Below are 18,226 nucleotides of genomic sequence, written 5' to 3'. Positions count from 1 at the left end.
TCCAGTCAGCGATCGACCTCGCCGAAGACGATGTCCAACGACCCCAGGATCGCCGAGACGTCCGCGAGCAAATGCCCCCTGCAGAGAAAGTCCATCGCTTGCAGGTGGGCGAACCCCGGCGACCTGATCTTGCACTTGTAAGGGCGGTTCGTGCCGTCCGCGATGAGGAACACACCGAACTCGCCCTTCGGAGCCTCAACGGCGACATAGACCTCGCCGGCGGGAACGTGGAAGCCCTCCGTGTAGAGCTTGAAGTGGTGAATCAGCGCCTCCATGGAACGCTTCATCTCGCCACGTCTCGGCGGCGCGACCTTGTTGTCCTGCACGAGCACCGGGCCCTGGCCGTCCGCAGACTTCAGCTTCTTGATGCATTGCTTCATGATGCGCACCGATTGCCGCATCTCCTCCATTCGGATGAGATAGCGGTCGTAGCAGTCTCCGTTCCTGCCGACGGGGATGTCGAAGTCCATCTCGGCATAGCAGTCGTAGGGCTGTGCCTTTCGCAAGTCCCAGGCCGCGCCCGACCCCCGTACCAGCACGCCGGAGAAGCCCCAGGCCCAGGCCTGATCGAGCGTCACCCGGCCTATATCGACGTTTCGGGCCTTGAATATGCGGTTGAGCGAGAGCAGCCGATCCAGATCGTCGACGACGCGCAGGAACGGATCGCACCAGGCTTCGATATCATCGATCAGTTTGGGGGGAAGGTCCTGGTGCACGCCGCCGGGACGATAATAGTTCGCATGCATCCGACTGCCGGACGCACGCTCGTAGAACACCATGAGCTTCTCGCGCTCTTCGAAGCCCCAAAGGGGTGGCGTCAAGGCGCCGACATCCATCGCTTGCGTCGTGACGTTCAGAAGATGAGACAGGATGCGACTGATCTCATGAAAGAGCACCCTGATCAGCTGCCCTCGCCGCGGAACTTCAAGCCCGATCAGTTTCTCTATCGCCAGGCAAAATGCGTGCTCCTGCGTCAAAGGAGCGACATAGTCGAGCCGGTCGAAATAGGGGATCGCCTGAAGATAGGTCTTGGCCTCGATCAACTTTTCGGTGCCCCGATGCAGAAGACCAATGTGCGGATCGACCCGTGCGACGACTTCGCCGTCAAGTTCGAGCACGAGCCTGAGCACGCCATGAGCGGCGGGATGCTGTGGACCGAAATTGATGGTGAAATTTCTAAGGCTGGGAGATTGGTCAGGCATACGGCTTCCGATCGAGGACATCCGTCACCTTAATCGCGATCGGCATCGAACGGCTTCACACGGGTTAACGATTCACGTCGAACCCGAGAAAAGGAGCCGTCAACGTTGCACTTTGGAACGCCGCTTCACGACGGACGTTCAATGTTGAAATTGGAGATTTTCATGAAATATCGATTGCTCCTGGCTGCCGCGTCTCTCGCGCTTGTGATGGGCTTCGGCTCCTCGACTACCGCCGTCGCACAAGACCGCTACTGCCTTCAGGGCCGCGTTTGGGGCTATCCGGGCAACTGCCAGTTCGCCAGTTACGCTCAGTGCATGGCGACTGCATCGGGAACGAACGCCTATTGCGGCGTCAATCCTCGCTATGCCTATGCACGTCGATATAGGGGATATCGGTGACCGACCCAGGTTGCGGACCGGCAATCGAGCCCCCTTCTGACCCGTCCCGCCGCTGATCCGAGCGGCCCCATGGCAGCAGAGCAAACGCTCACGGCGATCGTTTGCGCCGGTGGTCTTGGTCTGGGCGCGCATCGTGGCGGCGCAGTTGAGGCACTCACTTCTCTCGGTCGATACGTTGGCGGATGTCCAGCAAGAACCGGGTAACACCATCATCCGGGCTGACGCCATCGGGCGGCGCGATGGTGGTGATGCCCCAGTTCGCCAATACCGCTTCCTGCACCGGATTGCGCTGCGTGACGAAAGCGAAGGACCTCGGTCGGTCCTGGCGGTGCCCGGACTCCTCCCAACTCTGCCAAATCCGGTGCAGCAGCAGCCGAATGTTGGGATCGGACATGCTGTATCCGATGAAAAGCAACGTGCTTCCCAAGGCATCGGCGCGAAACCGGATATCGAGTGGCGAGTCGAACGCGAGCCGGTTGAGGAAGTCGGTCTCGGTCAGGACGAGCGAGGCATCGTCGTCGAAGTCGCCATGGAATTTGATGATGTGTGTGACGCCGGAACGGGCGCCCGCAATATCCTTTGCGTTGCTGATCTTGGCGTAAGGCTTTTCCAGGACGTCGAAGGCTGTCTCGAGGTTGCGGTCGTAGTTCGTGGTGTAAATGGTCGGAAAATCGAGCTCCACGATCAGCTTGTGGAGCCGCGAGGCCGCGATCCTGTCCGGGTCGACGCGCCACGCGGTCGAGCCAGCTGCGGAGCGGGCCAATTCCGCCGCGCTTAAGCCGGTAGTACTCAGCCAGCATCTGATAGCCGCCGTGCATTCCATCGATCATGTTGCGCTCAAGTCCAAGGTCATCCAGCAGGTGGTCGATCAGAGACTGCCAGGACGGCAGGCCGACAGCCATCGAGACGCCGGCACCGACGAACAGGATGGCGCAGCGCCGCTTGATCGCAGCGGCTAGGACCTCATGAGGCGGTCGCTCCTCGAATGCGAGTCCGGTCGGTTGCTGGTTCATCTACCTTGAATAGCTGGACGAGACACGGGTTCCTGGGCCGTCGCCCAGCGGTAAGGAGGCGGTCTTCTCCGTCTGCGCCGCAAACCGGGCGATCAGACGCCGAAGCTGCGCCTTGTGTACCAGACGGTTCGCCTTCTTCGGCGACACCCAGATTGCTTCGCGCTCTCCCTTTTCCGGCCACCAGCGCTCCTGCCCGTGGACCCTCATGGGAAAGACGGCAACGTTCACGGTCTGCTTGCGATCACCCTTCCGTTTGCGATGTTTGAAGGACCCGAGCGCGCGCTTTGCGGTGACGCCAACAAGACCGGCCTCCTCGTATGCCTCGAGCGCAGCCGTACGATGCGGCTCGGTCTTGCGCATCGGCGACCCCTTCGGGACACTCCACCTGCCCTTACGCCTGGTCGTGATCAGCATCACGCGCAATTCGGAATTGGTCAGCGTGAACGGCAAAGCGGCGAATTGTTTCTTGCCCATCAGGCGCCTCCAGTTTGGTCGATAAGCCTACGCCGCAGCCATCGTTCCTTTCTGCGGGGAGCGTCCATCTCCGATCAGAACTTCCGTTCGACCATCTTGAGGCGCAATCCGGAAATCGCTTCGCCCGGATTCAAGCCCTTGGGACACGCCTTCGCGCAGTTGAGAATGGTGTGACAGCGATAGATCCTGAAGGGGTCTTCAAGCTTGTCGAGGCGCTCGCCTGTCGCTTCGTCGCGGCTGTCATTGACCCACCGCGCCGCCTGGATCAAAGCCGCTGGGCCCAGGAAACGTTCGGAATTCCACCAGTAGCTTGGACAAGACGTCGAGCAGCAGGCGCAGAGGATGCATTCGTACAGCCCGTCGAGCTTCGCCCGATCCTCATGGCTCTGCCGCCATTCCTTCTGCGGCGTGGGCGACACGGTTTGCAGCCAAGGCTCGATCAATGCGAGCTGGGCGTAGAAATTCGTCAGGTCGGGAACGAGGTCCTTGACCACGGGCTGATGCGGCAAGGGCAGCACGCGCAACGGCTCGCCGTTCGGGACGTCCTCACTCATGGATTTGGTGCAGGCGAGCGTGTTCTGGCCGGCAATATTCATCGAGCAGGAGCCGCACACGCCTTCGCGGCAGGACCGCCTGAACGTCAGTGTGGAGTCGATGTTGTTCTTGATCCAGATCAGACCATCCAGCACCATGGGCCCGCAATCGCTGATATCGACGAAGTAGGTGTCGAGCCGGGGATTGCGACCGTCGTCGGGATTCCAGCGATAGACCTGGAATTCGCGCAACGATTTGCTGTCCGGCTTGGGCCAGATCCTTCCCTTTTCGACGCGGGAGTGTTTCGGAAGCCTGAACTCGACCATGTTACCTCCGGGCGGACATGAGGCGTTGATAACTGCGCATCAATTGGGATTGAAGCAACGTAGTTGCAGGAGATCATCCAGCGACACACCAAACAGCACGATGCGAAAGGCCGGTGCTGTCGCGAGCATCAGCAGCAATATAAAAAGGGCATAGACCAGAGCTGGCGGGGTCTCTCTAGCGAGCCTGTAGACTGCTTTCCGCATGTACCCTCGCTTGCGTGGCGGCGCGTGTCATGGCTGCGCCGATCACCAACATGGCCGCACCCCATAGCAGGAATCCGAGATCCCAGAAGATGCGCTGTTCGTCGGGCACGGTCTCATTCACCCGATGCAACTTGAAGATCTCATGGTCCACCACGCCTTCAACCAGATTGAAGATGCCCCAACCGAGCAAGACCGCTCCGAGACACCGGCCGCCCGACAGGTGAATGTCGGACCTGCGCGCCCGTTGCCACAGCACATACAGGCCGAGCAGCACAAGCAGATAGGTCCCACTGTGGAAGATGCCGTCCCAGGTCGTGTTGAGCTTGACGTTGTCGATGGAGTTGAGCGGGTACCAGCCGCTTAACATATGATGCCATTGCAGCAGCTGATGAAACACAATGCCGTCAAAAAACCCGCCCAGGCCAAGCCCGAGAAGGACACCCGCGGAAATCGGGAAGCTGGATGAATTGCTGTCTTGCATGAATCTGCTCGTGCGTCGGTCGGCATCTGGATGATGGACAAACCCTCCTCCAGGTTGCCGTTCCTATGATCATGACACACTCCCCCTGCCAATAACCTGCGTTAACCTGCCTGCTCATCTCATGCCACCGAAGGCGCTCGGTGGAGCATCGCTCGGCTGCTTATGTGACGATAGGAACGTTCGAAACGGTCGCAGTGTCTTGTGAATCCAACATTGGAGATTCATCATGCTGAGAAGATCGTTTTTACTTGCGTTGGGCGGCCTCGGACTATCGACCTACGCTGCGCAATCCAAGCCAGTCCCACAGCGGGATTTTCGAACGGCCGACCTCATGGGTGGCGCGTTTGCGATGCAGACGAGTCAGCTCGCCCTGACGCGCACCGGCAATCCCGACATCGTCAACTTCGCCAATGCAGAGATCACCGAACAGGTCCAGGTCGCGAGCGCGCTCGGAGCAGCGCCGGGATCGGCACCGCTGCGGCCGGATCATGCCGCCCTGCTTCAGCGCCTTCAGGCCACACCGTCGGGTCCCTTCGACCAGATGTATGTGCAGGGGCAGATCCGCGGACACCGTGAATTGCTCGCGCTCAACAATTCGTATTTGCGATCCGGTGGCAACCCCAGCGAACAGCAGGTCGCACAGATGTCGCTGCCCATCATCCAGCGTCACCTTGCGATCCTGAGCAGTCTCAGGGAAGTCGGCTAGAGGTTCACCCCAGCGACAAGGAGGTACAAATGGCAAGAAGATCGAGACGGCCCCCGTGAAGCACGGCAAAGGAAAAAGGGGAAACGGCGCGCAACGTCTCAAGCGCAAGCGGAAGTGGCAGCCGTAGCATTGGCGGTGGCCGCGCGTGACGGCCGCCGTCAAAGTTGCCGATGATCAAACTGTGAGGACCGAGATGGCGTATGTCCTGTTCAAGGATGACGAAAAACTGAGCCGGACATTTTCGACCAAAGAGGAAACGCTGAAGAAAGCCGAAGACGCTGGTCTGGTCGAAAGCAGCGAGGGCAAGCCCAGGCTCGGGGACGACCTGAAGATCAAGCCCTGCTCGCCCGGCCCCGAACCTCGAAGCGAGGATGACCTCGATTGGACGCCGGGAAGCCCGGCGTCCTGATCACCAGTCTAGCACCCTTTGCAGATGCTCTTGATCTTTCGATCGACGTGCGAATCCTGAGAGTTCTCGGAGCGTATTTCGGCGTCGCCCGGCATCGACGGACCGGGTGTCGCAGTTCCGTCGATCCGTCCGCTGCTGGTGCCTCCTGCGGGATTGCCGGCCCGCCCGACAGTGGTCGATCCTTGCGGGCCGCTACCCGTTGATTGGGCCGTTCCAGCGGTGTTCGTGCCGGTAGCCGTCGTGCCGCGCGAAGCCGCGGCCGCGTCGGCTGGATTGCCCAGGCTGGGCGATACATCCCCCGCCTGGTTTGTCGCTCCCGTCGACCCAAGACCTGTCGACCCAGGACCTGCAGACCCAAGACCTGCAGACCCAGGACCTGTCGACCCAAGACCTGCAGACCCAGGACCTGCAGACCCAAGGCTCGAAGCACCGCCGGCTGACCCGGGGCTTGTCGCACCGCCGGTGCCGCCGCTCGTGCTGCTCGCGCTTGCTCCGCCAGATCCTCCCGAACCGCCACCGCCGCCGCCCCCACCCCCGCCACTCTGCGCCGAGGCGGCCCCTATCGACGCGCTCGCCAGGAAGGCGATCAGCATCAAGCTCGAACTTGTCCTATGCATTGCTCAGCTCCTCTCACGATCATTATGCGTGTGATGTTGATCGCGCTCACCACCGCCTCCCGAGACGTGTGATTTGCGGTCGTTGGTGGGCGTTCCGGGCGCAGGGCGCTCAAGGTCGCGACCTCCCTTTTCAGGGTGCTTGCGATCCTGCCGCGATGAGCCCGGACCACCGAAGCGTTCAGTGTCAGAGTTCTTGTGTGGCATTCATCGGTCCTGCTGGTAGCCTTGGTTTGTCGTGTTCTGCTTGATGTTGCCGTGACGGCCCTGGGTGTCGAAGTTCTCGCGGCCGGGCACCTTTTCGTCCGTCTCGATCTTTGGATCAGATCCGGGTCCCTTGTCGCTGCGCTGCTCTGGCGGAACGGGGGGCATTTTGGACATTGCATGCTCCTTGTTTCGGTCTCGCGACCTCATGTGCTGGCAATGAGATGCGGCGGCGGTCGTTCCTGATCGATGCTGATGCATGCCCGTAGGAACGAACGATTCCTGCGCGGGTTGACTCCGCAGTTCATACCGAAGGCTTTTTGTTCATGGTCAAGTATCTATCGCGTGAAACGGAGAAGGACGGCACCCGGAAGCTGATGATGGCAGGATCGGGAGTGGCCGCGGTCCTGTTTGTAGGTTTCATCGTCTGGTTCGCCGTGCCCCAGATGTTCGGGGCAACAGACTATCTGGGCCGCCCCTCCACAGGCGCCGACAAAGGTGCCCCTGCCACAACGGTCGGCACGGGAGTTCCCACGCAACGCGAAGCAGTCAGCAAAGCGGCCAAGGAAAACCCGGCTGGCAATGAAGACACGACCGGCGCCCGTGCGCGGGATGTGAAGCAGAGCGCCCAGCCGGCTGGCCTCAACGATCAGCAACGCGAGCAGCTCCGCGCCACCATCTCATCGGCGCATGGCCCGACGATGGATCGCCCGAATTTCGAAATGATGATCGGTACGTCTGTGCCGCGCCAGACCGAGGTTGCCGATTTGCCGCCCGAAGTCACCCAAGTGCTGAACGGGTTCTGGGGCGATCAATATCTGATCGCCGGAAACGATCTCGTCATTGTCGATCAGCATTCGCGCCGCGTCGCGGCAATTATCGCTGGCGTACGCTGATCGCGTGCCGCCGCATCGACAGACCATAAAGAGGACAACTTATGCCGAGAGCGAAAGCACCTGAAAACGACCCCAGAGAAACCCCGGTCGACGATCCGCGACAGCAGACTGATTTGCCAACCCACCGGCAGACGGACCAGCCTTGGCAGGGGAATCCCGAGAAGGAGCAGATCGACCCAAAGCGTCCCCCGATTGATCTGGAGCGGTGGCAAAAGTCGAATACTCACTAGCTGGCACGCACGCACGTCGTTCACGCGTCGAGCTCATGGATGGTGGGGCGCAGGTCGCCGCCCTCATCCATTTCGAGCGTTGCCAGCGTGATCGGCAGCTTGAAGCGCCTTGGACCGGCGCTTCCGGGATTCAGGAAAAGCACTCCGTTGATCGTGTTGACCTGCACCCGATGCGAATGTCCTGATATCACCACGTTCACACTGGTTGCCGCGGGGTCGATGGCGAGCGCCTTGAGATCGTGAAGGAGGTAGAAACAACGAGCGCCGAGGTGCACTGTTTCGGTTTCGGGATAGCGCTTCGCCCAACTGGCGACGTCGACGTTTCCCCTGATGGCGGTGACCGGTGCTATTCGGCAAAGCCTCTCCAGAACCTCCGGCGCGCCGATATCACCGGCGTGGAGGATATGCGACACCCCCGCAAGACGGCGTTCGGCCTCCGGCCTGAGAAGGCCGTGCGTATCCGAGATCACGCCGATCCTCAACGTCATGTCAGGCCAGGGCTTCAGTGCAGGACATCAAGGGGCACCTTCCCGATCTCCTCACCCTCCTGGTTCGTGACCAGGATGGAAAAATGACGATTTCTGAGTTCGGGACGCTCCGCAAGAAGTCTCCTGGCGATCTCCTCGGCAACATCCAGGGCCATGATGTCGTCGGGCAATTCAGCACCTCCCTCGTCTGCAACGGTCTTCGAATCGACCAGATCGAAATGATAGCGCGGCACGTGAACCCTCGAATTCGTCGCAGGAACGCGCGATCTCGAGCCTTCGTTCCGGCGCTCGCAGGTCAACTCCCGGCACGTCCGCAGGAACCCTCAGGGTCGTCGCGGCATTGCTGCGTTTTTTGGAGCCGACACATGCTCGGAGAGTTGCGCGTGCTTGCCCAGCCGGGTGCGATCATCGCCAGTCTTGCCGTCCTGTTGCTGATGGCCGCTGGCGATGCGGCGATCGTGATCGCCGTGAAGGGCTGGCCGTTTTAGCCCGATGATCGATGTCGGACATGTCCTTCGTCGGCCAACCGTTCCGGCTGCGCATAGGAACCTTTGTAGGCCTGACCGGTTCCGCCTGTGAAGCGGAGTGCGACAAAACGTCAATGCAGGTCCGGGTGCAAAGGGTTCTGGTGTTGTGCATGACCTGGCCGCTTGCCGCGTGCGCGGGCCAGCAGTCGGCGCTCGACCCTCAAGGGCTACAGTCTGAGCAGATTCGTCGCACGTTGTTTCTCTTCCTCATTGTCGCGGCGATCGTCTGGACTGCCGTCGTCATCGTTCTGGGTGTGGGGCTGTTGCGCCGGAAGCGCGCAGCCGATCAGCCGCTGGACCTCCACCAGCCCTTCGAACGACGCTCCGGGCGCGTCATCCTCGCGCTTGGGATTGCGACCACCGTCGTCGTGCTCGGCCTCTCCCTGGTCAGCTATGCCGGTCAGCGCACCGTCTTTGCAAAGGACGAGAAAACCCACACACTCAAGATCATCGGTCACCAATGGTGGTGGGAGGTCCGCTATGAGGCCGATAGTCCGCACCAGAGTTTCGTGACCGCCAACGAGATCCGGATCCCGACCGGGCAACCAGTTAAAGTCGAGCTGGAATCCGCCGACGTGATCCACAGCTTCTGGGTGCCCAGCCTGACCGGCAAGATGGACTTGATCCCCGGGCAGAAGAATGAGCTGCAATTTACGGCGAAGAACGCGGGCATCTATCGCGGTCAATGCGCCGAGTTCTGCGGGATCCAGCACGCCCACATGGCGTTCGCCGTGATCGCGATGTCCCCCGACGAGTTCGGCCGCTGGCGCGACCATGAAAACCAGAGCGCGAGTAACCCCGCGGATCAGCTCGGCAAGCAGGGCGAGGCTCTGTTCCGGGCGCGCGGATGCGCCTTGTGCCACAACATCAGAGGCACGCTGGCCGGCGGCCAGCTCGGCCCGGATCTCACGCATATCGGCAGCCGCACGACCATCGCGGCAGGGACGCTGCCGAATACGCCCGCGACGCTCGGCGCCTGGATCGCCGATCCCCAGCACATCAAGCCCGGCAATCTCATGCCGAAGATGCCGCTGCAATCGGACGAGCTGATCGCGATCATTCATTATCTGGAGCAGCTCAAGTGAGCATGGCCGCTGAACCAAATGAATTGCGGGACGACGTCCTGAACGGTCTGCAGCTTTCGACGCAGCTCGAGCGGGTGTGGCGCACGCCGTCTGGACTTGTCGGTGCGCTCATGTCGGTCGACCACAAGGTCGTTGGACGTCGCTACATCTTGACCGCATTCGCCTTTCTGCTCCTCGGCGGCATCCTTGCGGTCCTGATGCGCATTCAGCTGGCCGGGCCGGAGAAGACGTTTCTCTCGGCCGACAAGTACAATCAAGTCTTCACGATGCACGGCTCGACGATGATGTTCCTGTTCGCCGTGCCTGTCATGGAGGCGTTCGCCGTCTATCTGGTGCCGTTGATGGTCGGCACGCGGAACATCGCCTTTCCGCGCCTGAATGCCTTCAGCTATTGGATGTTTCTGTTCGGCGGCTGCTTCCTGTGGACCTCCTTCCTGTTCAACGTCGGCCCCGACGTCGGCTGGTTTTCCTACGTTCCCCTCTCCAGCCTGCAGTTCACACCGACCAAGCGCGCCGATGTCTGGGCGCAGATGATCACCTTTACCGAGGTTGCGGCGCTCGCGGTCGCCGTCGAGATCGTCGTGACCGTGTTCAAGCTCCGCGCGCCAGGGATGACGCTCGACCGCATTCCCCTGTTCGTCTGGGCCATGCTGGTGACGGCCTTCCTTGTGATGTTCGCAATGCCCTCGATCATGGTCGCATCGACGTCACTGATCCTGGATCGCCTCGTCAATACCCGCTTCTATGATTCCTCATCGGGCGGCCATCCCTTGCTCTGGCAGCATCTGTTCTGGTTCTTCGGCCATCCCGAGGTCTACATCATCTTCATCCCGGGCACGGGAATGGTTTCGGCGATCCTCGCGACGTTCGCGCGGCGGCCGGTGATCGGCTATCCCGTGGTGATCCTCTCCCTGATCGCGACCGGCTTCCTGTCGTTCGGCCTCTGGGTCCACCACATGTTCGTCACGGGCTTGCCCCAACTCGGTGCGGCCCTGTTCACGGCCTCCAGCATGCTGATCGCGGTGCCGAGCGGGCTGCAGATTTTCTGCTGGCTGGCAACGCTCTGGGACGGACGTCCAGTGTACCGGACGCCGCTGTTGTTCGTGATCGGCTTCATCGTGATCTTCGTGCTCGGCGGGTTGTCCGGCGTGATGGTCGCCTCGGTCCCGATCGATACCCAGGTGCACGACACCTATTTCGTCGTCGCCCACTTCCATTATGTTCTGATCGGCGGCGCCGTCTTCCCGCTGGTCGGCGCGGTCTACTACTGGTTTCCCAAGATCGCCGGCCGCATGCTGAGCGAAAGACTAGGGCGCTGGAATTTCTGGCTGGCCTTCATCGGCTTCAACGTCGCCTTCTTCCCGATGCACATTCTCGGGCTGATCGGAATGCCGCGCCGGGTCTATACCTACACCGCCGACATGGACTGGGCGCATCTGAACCTCGTGTCCAGCGGCGGTGCTCTCGTTTTCGCGTTTAGCTTCGCGCTGCTTCTGGCCAATGTGGTCTACAGCCTGCGCAACGGCGCGCTTGCGGGCGACAACCCTTGGGATGCCTCGACGCTGGAATGGGCGACCTCATCGCCGCCTCCGCCGCAGAATTTCGACCGCATTCCGGTCGTCAAGCACCGCGACCCGCTGTGGGCCGATAGCGAGAGCCTGCCTGTGGTCGCGGGCCTGAGCGCAGAGCGGCGCGAGGTGCTGCTGACCTCGCTGGCGGAAGCCGAGCCGCAGATCCGCGAGGCTTCGCCCGAACCGAGCATCTGGCCACTGCTCGCGGCGATCGCGACGACGATCTTCTTCATCGGCTCGATCTTCACGCCCTGGGCGGTGCTCTGGGGCACGCCCCCGATGGCCGTCACCTTGATCGGCTGGTTCTGGCCGACCGGCACCAAGGAGGACGAGGAGTGAGGCAGACCATCGTCCGCAACGTCTCGGACCTCCCGACTTATGGCTACGGCCCGCGCAGTGGCCCGTGGTGGGGCGCCATGGGTTTCATGGCGCTCGAAGGCATGGGCTTTGCCATTGCCATCGGCGCCTACCTTTATCTCTACGCAGTCAACCCGACCTGGCCGATCGGAGCACCCCCGCCGGATCTCTGGCCGGGGACGGTCGAGACGGTGATTTATCTATTGAGCATCATTCCCAACGAGTTCACGAACCGCGCCGCACACCGACAGGATCTCGCGAAGGTGCGGATCGGCCTGATCGTGATGGCCTTGATCGGCATCGCGCTCCTGGTGCTGCGCGGCTTCGAGTTCGCGCATCTCAACACCCGCTGGGACAATTCAGCCTATGGCTCGATCGTATGGCTCATTCTGGGGCTGCACACGACCCACCTTGCCACGGATGTCGGCGACACGGTCGTGCTGGCGGTGTTGATGTTCACGCGCCATGCGAGACCGCGCCGGTTCAGCGACGTGACCGACAACGTGTTCTACTGGAACTTCGTCGTGCTCGCCTGGCTGCCGCTCTATGTCTTGCTCGATTGGGTGCCACGCCTATGACCGCAGCCGAGGGACGTTCCAGACTGCTTTACTGGGCCGGCGTTGCGCTCGGGCCCATCGCGTGGGGGATCAATTTGCAGGGCATCTACGTGCTCGCGCACTTCGCCTGCGAACAGACCAGGATCAGCGGCGCGATCATGAGTGCGGCTCTGGCTGTCGTCGCCCTCGCGGGCACTGTCATTTCCGCCCGCGCGGTTCGACGCGGGGCGGGGGCTGAATGGACGGATGCGCAAGGCGGCGGGCCACGAACGTTCATGGCCTGGCTCGGCGTCGGCTCCGGCGTGCTGTTTGCGCTGGTGATTGCCAACCAGCTCGCCGCCTCGATCATGATCAGCCCATGCCTGCGCTGAACCTTGCAGCACTGCTGCTCGCGCTGCTCACGGCGCCGGCCGATGCGCACGGACTATCGGAGGTCGATCCCGGCTCGCTGTGGAGCTACGATCCCTGGCTGATGGCCCCGCTCTATGCCGTCGGTATCGCCTTCTATGTCGGAACGCAGCGGCTCTGGCATCATGCGGGCGGCGGCCGTGGCGTCAGCTTCCGCCAGGTCGCCGCATTCTGGACCGGATGGCTGGTGGCCGCGCTTGCTGTGACCTCGCCGCTGCACTGGCTCGGCGAGCGTCTGTTCACCGCGCACATGGTCGAGCATGAACTCCTGATGGTGGTCGCAGCACCGCTGATGGCGTTCGCCCGGATCAATGGCCCACTGCTGTGGAGCCTGCCGGCCCGGCTCCGCCCGGCGGCGGGTCGAATGCTCAATTGGCCGATACTGGCGTGGCCGTGGCGGTTTGTGAGCCACCCCATGAGCGCGACCATCCTCCACGGCGCAGCGCTCTGGGTCTGGCACGCACCGCCGTTATATGCATGGGCGCTCGAGAATACGGCGATCCATCGTCTCCAGCACATCAGCTTCTTTGCGACCGCGCTGTTGTTCTGGTGGGTGCTGCTGCATGGCCGCGGTCAGGGCCGTAGCACACGAATTCGCGACGGCATCGCTGTCGCGTGCCTGTTCATCACGATTTTGCATTCGGGTGTGCTCGGGGCTCTGCTGACGGTGTCGCCGCGGCTGTGGATCCCCGGTCAAGGCGCCCTCGCCGGTGAATTCGGCCTCTCGGCACTCGAGGATCAGCAACTCGCCGGCATCCTGATGTGGGTGCCCATGGGCCTACTCTATACCGGCGCGGCGTTGTTCTTTGCTCACCGGTGGCTGACTGCGAACGGCGGCCATTCCCACCTGCCGCTCCCTTCAACATCCGGGCTGAGCGATGCGGCATAGGAACCGCAACTTCTGTTCGAACGTTCGCCTGCCGACTGCGACACTCCACGGAGGCCACATGGAAAAACGATCCGTCATGGCGCTAACGGCTATCTTCACCGCAGCATTCTTGGTGCCTGCAGTCTTGAACGCGCAGGACCAACCCCAGCCGGGGATGTCGTGCCCGGTCGACCATGACAAGCTCGCCGATATCCTCAAGAAGAGCGTCAAGTCGGGCGGCGGCCCCAGCAACGGAGGTCTGGACAACAACGAATGGGCTGCCGTCGTCAATCGGCAGGGCGTCGTCTGCGCAATTGCCTACAGCGGCGGCAAGGTCGACGACCAGTGGCTGGGCAGCCGTGCCATCGCGGCCGAGAAGGCCAACACAGCGAATGCGTTCAGCCTGAAGGACAAGGCGATGGCGACCGCCAATCTCTATGCAGGTGCGCAGCCGGGCGGGTTCCTGTTCGGCGCGGCACTCGGCAACCCACCATCCCAGGAAGCCTTGTACGCCGGATCTCCGGACAACTTCGGCACGGCTCAGGATCCGATGGTGGGCAAGCCGATCGGCGGCACGATCGTGTTCGGAGGCGGGCTCGCGCTCTATGACGGCAACGGCGTCACGGGCGCGCTGGGCGTCAGCGGCGACAGCTCCTGCGCGGATCACAACGTGGCCTGGCGCGTGCGTCACCAGCTCGGGCTTGACCGGGTGCCGGCCGGAGTCAGCCCCAACATGAAGGACGCGATCATCTACGACATCGGCCCCGACGGCAAAAGCCCGTCGGGATTTGGCCATCCCAAGTGTAACGGCAAGGAAGATCAGATATCAGTCGACCTCGGCGCCGGCGTATCCGGCAACGTGGTGAGATAGCGCTGCGTCAATCGCCGCTTTTTGGAACCAAGGGAAGTCGGAACGTTTGTACGTCCGCAAGCCGGCCTGCAATGCGGCACGGCCGCATCCCTGCCGTGGAGATCTTTACATATGTTAGTGCGTGGTCTCACGCGTCTGCTCAACCGGATTCCGGCCATCCTTTGCGCCTGCTGCGCGATGCTGTCATCCGCGTCAGCACAAAGCGATCTCGCCAGCCGCATGAAAGATCCCGGCCAGTGGCCGATGGCGGCGCGCGACTACGCCAACACCCGCTACAGCGAGCTCGACCAGATCAACGCGTCCAATGCTTCGCGCCTCCAGCTCGCCTGGACCTTCTCGGTGGGCGCCGACCGGGGCCAGGAAGCGGCGCCGCTCGTGGTGGACGGCACCATGTATGTGGTCGGTCCCTATGCCGGCCCCTATCCCAACCGCGTGTTCGCGCTAGATGCCACGACTGGCGAGTTGAAATGGTCCTATGCGCCGAAGCCGGAGCCCGCAGCCGCGGGCGTTGCCTGCTGCGACGTCGTCAATCGCGGGCTGGCCTTCGACAATGGCAAGGTCTTCCTCAACACGCTCGATAACCACACCGTCGCCATCGACGCCAAGACCGGCAAAGAGCTCTGGCACACGAAGCTCGGCGAGATCAACAAGGGCGAAACGATCACGATGGCTCCCATCGTGGTGAAAGGCAAAATTCTCGTCGGCAACAGCGGCGGCGAACTGGGCGTGCGCGGCTGGGTGACCGCGCTCGACGAGACCACCGGCGCCATCGCTTGGCGCGCCTATTCGACAGGTCCCGACAAGGACGTGCTGATCGGCGACGATTTCAAGCCATTCTACGACAATCTCAAAGGCCAGGATCTCGGCGTGAAGACCTGGCCCGCCGACCGCTGGCAGGTTGGCGGCGGCACGGTCTGGGGCTGGATCTCCTACGATCCCGATCTGAACCTGATCTATTACGGCACGGCCAATCCGAGTCCCTGGAACGCCAACCAGCGCAGCGGCGACAATCTCTGGAGCACCACAATCTTTGCCCGCGATCCCGACACCGGTCGCGCCAAATGGGCCTACCAGATCAACCCGCACGATCTGTTCGACCACGACGAGATCAATGAGAACGTGCTTGTCGACCTCGAACTGAATGGACGGCCGCGCAAGGTGCTGATCCACCCCGGCCGCAACGGCTATATGTACGTCATGGACCGCGCCACTGGCGAGGTGATCTCGGCGGACGCTTATGACTTCGTCAACAGCTACAAGGGCGTCGATCTGAAGACCGGCAAGATCATCCCGAACGAGGAGAAGACGCCGCTTGTCGGCAAGACCGTCGAGAACATCTGCCCGAGCGCGCCGGGCGCCAAGGATTGGCAACCGACGGCGTGGTCACCGCGCACAAAACTTCTCTACGTGCCCCATCAGCATCTCTGCATGAGCTTCAAGGCCTCTCAGGTCGGCTACATCGACGGGACGCCCTATGTCGGCGCAGACGTCGATATGTATGCCGGCCCCGGCGGCTATCGCGGCGAGTTCATGGCGTGGGATCCAATCGCGCGCAGGAAGGTCTGGGAGATCCACGAGAAGCTGCCGGTCTGGAGCGGCGCGCTGGTCACAGCAGGTGATGTCGCCTTCTACGGCACCATGGATCGGCTTTTCAAAGTCGTGGATGCCAAGGATGGACATGTGCTGTGGCAATTCCGCGCCGGATCCGGGTTCATCGGCCAACCGATCTCCTATCGCGGCTCCGACGGACAGCAATACGTCGCGATCCTGTCGGGCGTCGGCGGCTGGCCGGGTGTGGTGGCCAATGCCGAGGTCGATCCGCGGGTGCGCAACGGTGCGCTGGGGTTCACCGGCGCGACGCAGGATCTGCCGTTCTACACCGCCGGCGGGAGCGAACTGCTGGTCTTCAAGCTCGGCGGCGCAAATGGTGAGGATACCAGCCATGCGCCTTCGAAATAGTTGTCCGGGCATCGCCCTTGGTTTTCTGGTTGGGCTTGCAACCACGGCGGCGGCAGCGTCGGATCGCGAGCTTCGCGTCTGTGCCGATCCCAACAATCTGCCGTTCTCGAACAAAGCCGAAGCAGGATTCGAGAACAGGCTCGCGACGATGGTGGCCGAGCATTTCGGCCAGCAGGTCACCTACACCTGGTGGGCGCAGCGCCGCGGCTTCATCCGCAACACACTGAAAGCCGGCAGATGCGACGTCGTGATGGGCGTACCGTCCGGCTATGATCTCGTCGAGACGACCAAGCCCTATTATCGCTCGAGCTATGTGTTCGTCACGCGGCAGGACCGGCACCTCGACCTTTCGTCCCTGCTCGACCCGCGCTTGCATCACCTCGTGATCGGCGTGCATCTGATCGGCGACGACGGCAACAATCCACCGCCTGCGCAGGCGCTCGGCGACCAAGGCATCGTCGATAACGTCCGCGGCTACTCCATCTACGGCGATTATCGCCAGGCCGATCCGCCGGCACGCCTGATCGAAGCCGTCGAAAGCGGCAGCCTCGATGTCGCCGCAGCTTGGGGCCCCCTCGGCGGATATTTCGCCCAGCACTCCCTCGTCCCGCTGACGGTCACGCCGATCCGGGATTACGAACGCTTTTCACCTCAGCAGTTCCAGTTCGCCATCGCGATGGGCGTGCGCAAAGGCGACGACGCCTTGCGCGACCGGCTGAACGAGTTCATCGACGAGCATTGGTCCGAGATCACCTCGCTGCTGCGCAGTTACGGCGTTCCGCTGGTGGACCAACCCGTCACGGTATCGGGAGGACATGAGTGATGTCTGCTCCAGCAATGCGCGCGAGCGCCCTGTCGTTGCTGCTGGCGGTCTTGCCGAATGGTGCAGGGCTGGCCCAGCAGACCTTGCCGCAGTCGCAGGAGGCGCAGATGCCGACGCTGTCTCCGCGCCCGAATTTCGGTGGCAGCGTCGGTAATGGCAGCCCCGGCGTCTTCATGCAGGTCCCGGTCAGTCACCTCCATCCCGGCGCGCAGCCGGACCCGCCCCAAATCAAGAATCCCGTGCAAGGTGATCCCAACGCGCAGCAGCGCGGGATGACCTACTATGTCAACTTCAACTGCGTCGGCTGTCACGCGCCGAATGGCGGCGGCGGCATGGGGCCGGCGCTGAGCAACAACATCTTTACTTACGGAGCGCAGCCCGAGAACATCTTTCTCTCGATCTACCAGGGGCGGCCGAACGGAATGCCGGCTTGGGGCGGCGTGCTGCCCGACAGCGTGATCTGGGACCTCGTCACCTATATCGGCAGGATCAGCAACGAGCCCAGCCACCAATGGGGCCGCACCTTTTCGGCGATGCCGTCGCCTGAGGTCGAGCAAGTCCCGAGCGAGCAGGTCTCCACGACCGATCCCTGGTCTGCCACCAAGTCCTTCAACTTCGGCCAGAAGCCCTGATCGGCCGAGCGGAGCAGCGATGGTAAATCCGATCGCGAAATTGTTAGTCACTGCACTCCTGGCTACCGCTACCGCCGCCTGCGAGGCTGCGGGCCCGGACAACTTCACCGGCGACGCGCGTCGTGGCGCCGACCTCGTCAAGCAGTACCAGTGCGGCGGCTGTCACGATATTCCCGGCATTGCCGGCGCCGAAGGCAATGTCGGCCCACCCTTGCATCGGATCGGCACGCGGACCTACATCGCCGGCTACATCCACAATTCGCCGGACAACATGGCTGACTGGATCGAGGATCCACAGCGGGCGTTGCCGGGCAATGCGATGCCGAGAATGGGTATCCCGCAAAAAGACGCGCGGGACATCGCGGCGTTTCTCTATACGCTCAAGTGA

At 62.3% G+C, this 18,226-nt stretch carries 24 protein-coding genes and 1 pseudogene; 16 read left to right on the top strand and 9 right to left on the bottom strand.

Annotated features, from left to right (window positions below):
- Nucleotides 1–5 precede the first annotated feature (5 nt).
- Nucleotides 6–1,202, bottom strand: a complete 1,197-nt coding sequence (locus IVB40_RS10115) for an NADH-quinone oxidoreductase subunit D (RefSeq protein WP_247818778.1) — start codon at nucleotides 1,200–1,202, stop codon at nucleotides 6–8.
- A 162-nt stretch (nucleotides 1,203–1,364) separates the two neighbouring features.
- Here IVB40_RS10115 and IVB40_RS10110 point away from each other — a divergent pair, with 162 nt between their 5' ends.
- Nucleotides 1,365–1,601 carry a DUF3551 domain-containing protein gene (locus tag IVB40_RS10110; RefSeq protein WP_247818777.1) on the top strand — a complete coding sequence of 79 codons (237 nt, stop codon included), beginning with the start codon at nucleotides 1,365–1,367 and terminating at the stop codon, nucleotides 1,599–1,601.
- Nucleotides 1,602–1,755: 154 nt separating this feature from the next.
- On the opposite strand, the pseudogene IVB40_RS10105 reads toward IVB40_RS10110, so the two are convergent.
- From IVB40_RS10105 to IVB40_RS10090, 4 genes and pseudogenes are all read right to left on the bottom strand, one after another.
- A pseudogene (locus IVB40_RS10105) lies at nucleotides 1,756–2,614 on the bottom strand (SIR2 family protein).
- Nucleotides 2,615–3,088: an NUDIX hydrolase gene (locus IVB40_RS10100; protein ID WP_247436184.1), complete on the bottom strand. Its 474-nt coding sequence runs from the start codon at nucleotides 3,086–3,088 to the stop codon at nucleotides 2,615–2,617.
- Between the two features lie 74 nt (nucleotides 3,089–3,162).
- Nucleotides 3,163–3,948, bottom strand: a complete 786-nt coding sequence (locus IVB40_RS10095) for a succinate dehydrogenase iron-sulfur subunit (protein WP_247290829.1) — start codon at nucleotides 3,946–3,948, stop codon at nucleotides 3,163–3,165.
- 175 nt (nucleotides 3,949–4,123) lie between these two features.
- Nucleotides 4,124–4,633 (bottom strand): DUF2243 domain-containing protein, encoded by a 510-nt coding sequence (locus tag IVB40_RS10090; protein WP_247818776.1) that lies wholly within the window; start codon nucleotides 4,631–4,633, stop codon nucleotides 4,124–4,126.
- A gap of 226 nt (nucleotides 4,634–4,859) precedes the next feature.
- Here IVB40_RS10090 and IVB40_RS10085 point away from each other — a divergent pair, with 226 nt between their 5' ends.
- Together IVB40_RS10085 and IVB40_RS10080 are read left to right on the top strand one after the other, a co-directional pair.
- Nucleotides 4,860–5,339 (top strand): DUF4142 domain-containing protein, encoded by a 480-nt coding sequence (locus IVB40_RS10085; RefSeq protein WP_247818775.1) that lies wholly within the window; start codon nucleotides 4,860–4,862, stop codon nucleotides 5,337–5,339.
- Between the two features lie 145 nt (nucleotides 5,340–5,484).
- Complete coding sequence (locus IVB40_RS10080; protein ID WP_247818774.1) at nucleotides 5,485–5,748, top strand: hypothetical protein; 264 nt, start codon at nucleotides 5,485–5,487, stop codon at nucleotides 5,746–5,748.
- Between the two features lie 620 nt (nucleotides 5,749–6,368).
- Here the strand turns inward: IVB40_RS10080 and IVB40_RS35880 are convergent.
- Nucleotides 6,369–6,569, bottom strand: a complete 201-nt coding sequence (locus IVB40_RS35880; protein ID WP_346283287.1) for a hypothetical protein — start codon at nucleotides 6,567–6,569, stop codon at nucleotides 6,369–6,371.
- A complete protein-coding gene (locus tag IVB40_RS10075; protein ID WP_247818773.1) occupies nucleotides 6,570–6,743 on the bottom strand; it encodes a hypothetical protein in 174 nt (57 codons plus the stop codon).
- Nucleotides 6,744–6,892: 149 nt separating this feature from the next.
- Here IVB40_RS10075 and IVB40_RS10070 point away from each other — a divergent pair, with 149 nt between their 5' ends.
- Together IVB40_RS10070 and IVB40_RS10065 are read left to right on the top strand one after the other, a co-directional pair.
- Nucleotides 6,893–7,462 carry a DUF1236 domain-containing protein gene (locus tag IVB40_RS10070; RefSeq protein WP_247289217.1) on the top strand — a complete coding sequence of 190 codons (570 nt, stop codon included), beginning with the start codon at nucleotides 6,893–6,895 and terminating at the stop codon, nucleotides 7,460–7,462.
- A 41-nt stretch (nucleotides 7,463–7,503) separates the two neighbouring features.
- The gene (locus tag IVB40_RS10065; protein ID WP_081747987.1) at nucleotides 7,504–7,692 is read left to right on the top strand and encodes a hypothetical protein; all 189 of its coding nucleotides are present in this window, start codon (nucleotides 7,504–7,506) and stop codon (nucleotides 7,690–7,692) included.
- A 20-nt stretch (nucleotides 7,693–7,712) separates the two neighbouring features.
- Here IVB40_RS10065 and IVB40_RS10060 read toward each other — a convergent pair whose 3' ends face one another.
- Together IVB40_RS10060 and IVB40_RS10055 are read right to left on the bottom strand one after the other, a co-directional pair.
- Nucleotides 7,713–8,180: a metallophosphoesterase family protein gene (locus IVB40_RS10060; protein ID WP_247818772.1), complete on the bottom strand. Its 468-nt coding sequence runs from the start codon at nucleotides 8,178–8,180 to the stop codon at nucleotides 7,713–7,715.
- Between the two features lie 14 nt (nucleotides 8,181–8,194).
- Nucleotides 8,195–8,413 (bottom strand): hypothetical protein, encoded by a 219-nt coding sequence (locus IVB40_RS10055; RefSeq protein ID WP_027570906.1) that lies wholly within the window; start codon nucleotides 8,411–8,413, stop codon nucleotides 8,195–8,197.
- Between the two features lie 132 nt (nucleotides 8,414–8,545).
- Here IVB40_RS10055 and IVB40_RS35755 point away from each other — a divergent pair, with 132 nt between their 5' ends.
- The 11 genes from IVB40_RS35755 to IVB40_RS10005 all read left to right on the top strand — a co-directional run bounded on the left by IVB40_RS35755 (nucleotide 8,546) and on the right by IVB40_RS10005 (nucleotide 18,226).
- Complete coding sequence (locus tag IVB40_RS35755) at nucleotides 8,546–8,668, top strand: hypothetical protein (protein ID WP_018460395.1); 123 nt, start codon at nucleotides 8,546–8,548, stop codon at nucleotides 8,666–8,668.
- 20 nt (nucleotides 8,669–8,688) lie between these two features.
- The gene (coxB, locus tag IVB40_RS10050) at nucleotides 8,689–9,792 is read left to right on the top strand and encodes a cytochrome c oxidase subunit II (RefSeq protein ID WP_247818771.1); all 1,104 of its coding nucleotides are present in this window, start codon (nucleotides 8,689–8,691) and stop codon (nucleotides 9,790–9,792) included.
- Nucleotides 9,793–9,794: 2 nt separating this feature from the next.
- Nucleotides 9,795–11,702 carry a cytochrome c oxidase subunit I gene (gene ctaD / locus IVB40_RS10045; RefSeq protein ID WP_247818770.1) on the top strand — a complete coding sequence of 636 codons (1,908 nt, stop codon included), beginning with the start codon at nucleotides 9,795–9,797 and terminating at the stop codon, nucleotides 11,700–11,702.
- Entirely contained in the window at nucleotides 11,699–12,298 is a 600-nt protein-coding gene (locus IVB40_RS10040) for a cytochrome c oxidase subunit 3 (RefSeq protein ID WP_247818769.1), read from the top strand. The genes ctaD and IVB40_RS10040 overlap by 4 nt, the downstream gene beginning before the upstream one ends.
- Complete coding sequence (locus IVB40_RS10035) at nucleotides 12,295–12,648, top strand: hypothetical protein (protein ID WP_247818768.1); 354 nt, start codon at nucleotides 12,295–12,297, stop codon at nucleotides 12,646–12,648. Before IVB40_RS10040 ends, IVB40_RS10035 begins: the two co-directional genes overlap by 4 nt.
- A complete protein-coding gene (locus IVB40_RS10030) occupies nucleotides 12,636–13,574 on the top strand; it encodes a cytochrome c oxidase assembly protein (protein WP_247818767.1) in 939 nt (312 codons plus the stop codon). Before IVB40_RS10035 ends, IVB40_RS10030 begins: the two co-directional genes overlap by 13 nt.
- Nucleotides 13,575–13,632: 58 nt before the next feature.
- Nucleotides 13,633–14,424, top strand: a complete 792-nt coding sequence (locus tag IVB40_RS10025) for a heme-binding protein (protein WP_027570900.1) — start codon at nucleotides 13,633–13,635, stop codon at nucleotides 14,422–14,424.
- Between the two features lie 177 nt (nucleotides 14,425–14,601).
- Nucleotides 14,602–16,383: a methanol/ethanol family PQQ-dependent dehydrogenase gene (locus IVB40_RS10020; RefSeq protein ID WP_256468225.1), complete on the top strand. Its 1,782-nt coding sequence runs from the start codon at nucleotides 14,602–14,604 to the stop codon at nucleotides 16,381–16,383.
- Nucleotides 16,367–17,206, top strand: a complete 840-nt coding sequence (locus IVB40_RS10015; protein WP_247818766.1) for a substrate-binding domain-containing protein — start codon at nucleotides 16,367–16,369, stop codon at nucleotides 17,204–17,206. Before IVB40_RS10020 ends, IVB40_RS10015 begins: the two co-directional genes overlap by 17 nt.
- Complete coding sequence (locus IVB40_RS10010; protein ID WP_247818765.1) at nucleotides 17,206–17,838, top strand: cytochrome c; 633 nt, start codon at nucleotides 17,206–17,208, stop codon at nucleotides 17,836–17,838. The genes IVB40_RS10015 and IVB40_RS10010 overlap by 1 nt, the downstream gene beginning before the upstream one ends.
- Before the next feature lie 19 nt (nucleotides 17,839–17,857).
- Nucleotides 17,858–18,226, top strand: a complete 369-nt coding sequence (locus IVB40_RS10005) for a c-type cytochrome (RefSeq protein ID WP_027570896.1) — start codon at nucleotides 17,858–17,860, stop codon at nucleotides 18,224–18,226.

The sequence above is a fragment of the Bradyrhizobium sp. 40 genome (assembly GCF_023100925.1).
Classification (GTDB): Bacteria; Pseudomonadota; Alphaproteobacteria; order Rhizobiales; family Xanthobacteraceae; genus Bradyrhizobium.
The sequence above is the reverse complement of the archived record's forward strand: the minus strand, read 5'-3'. Positions and strand labels throughout refer to the sequence as shown.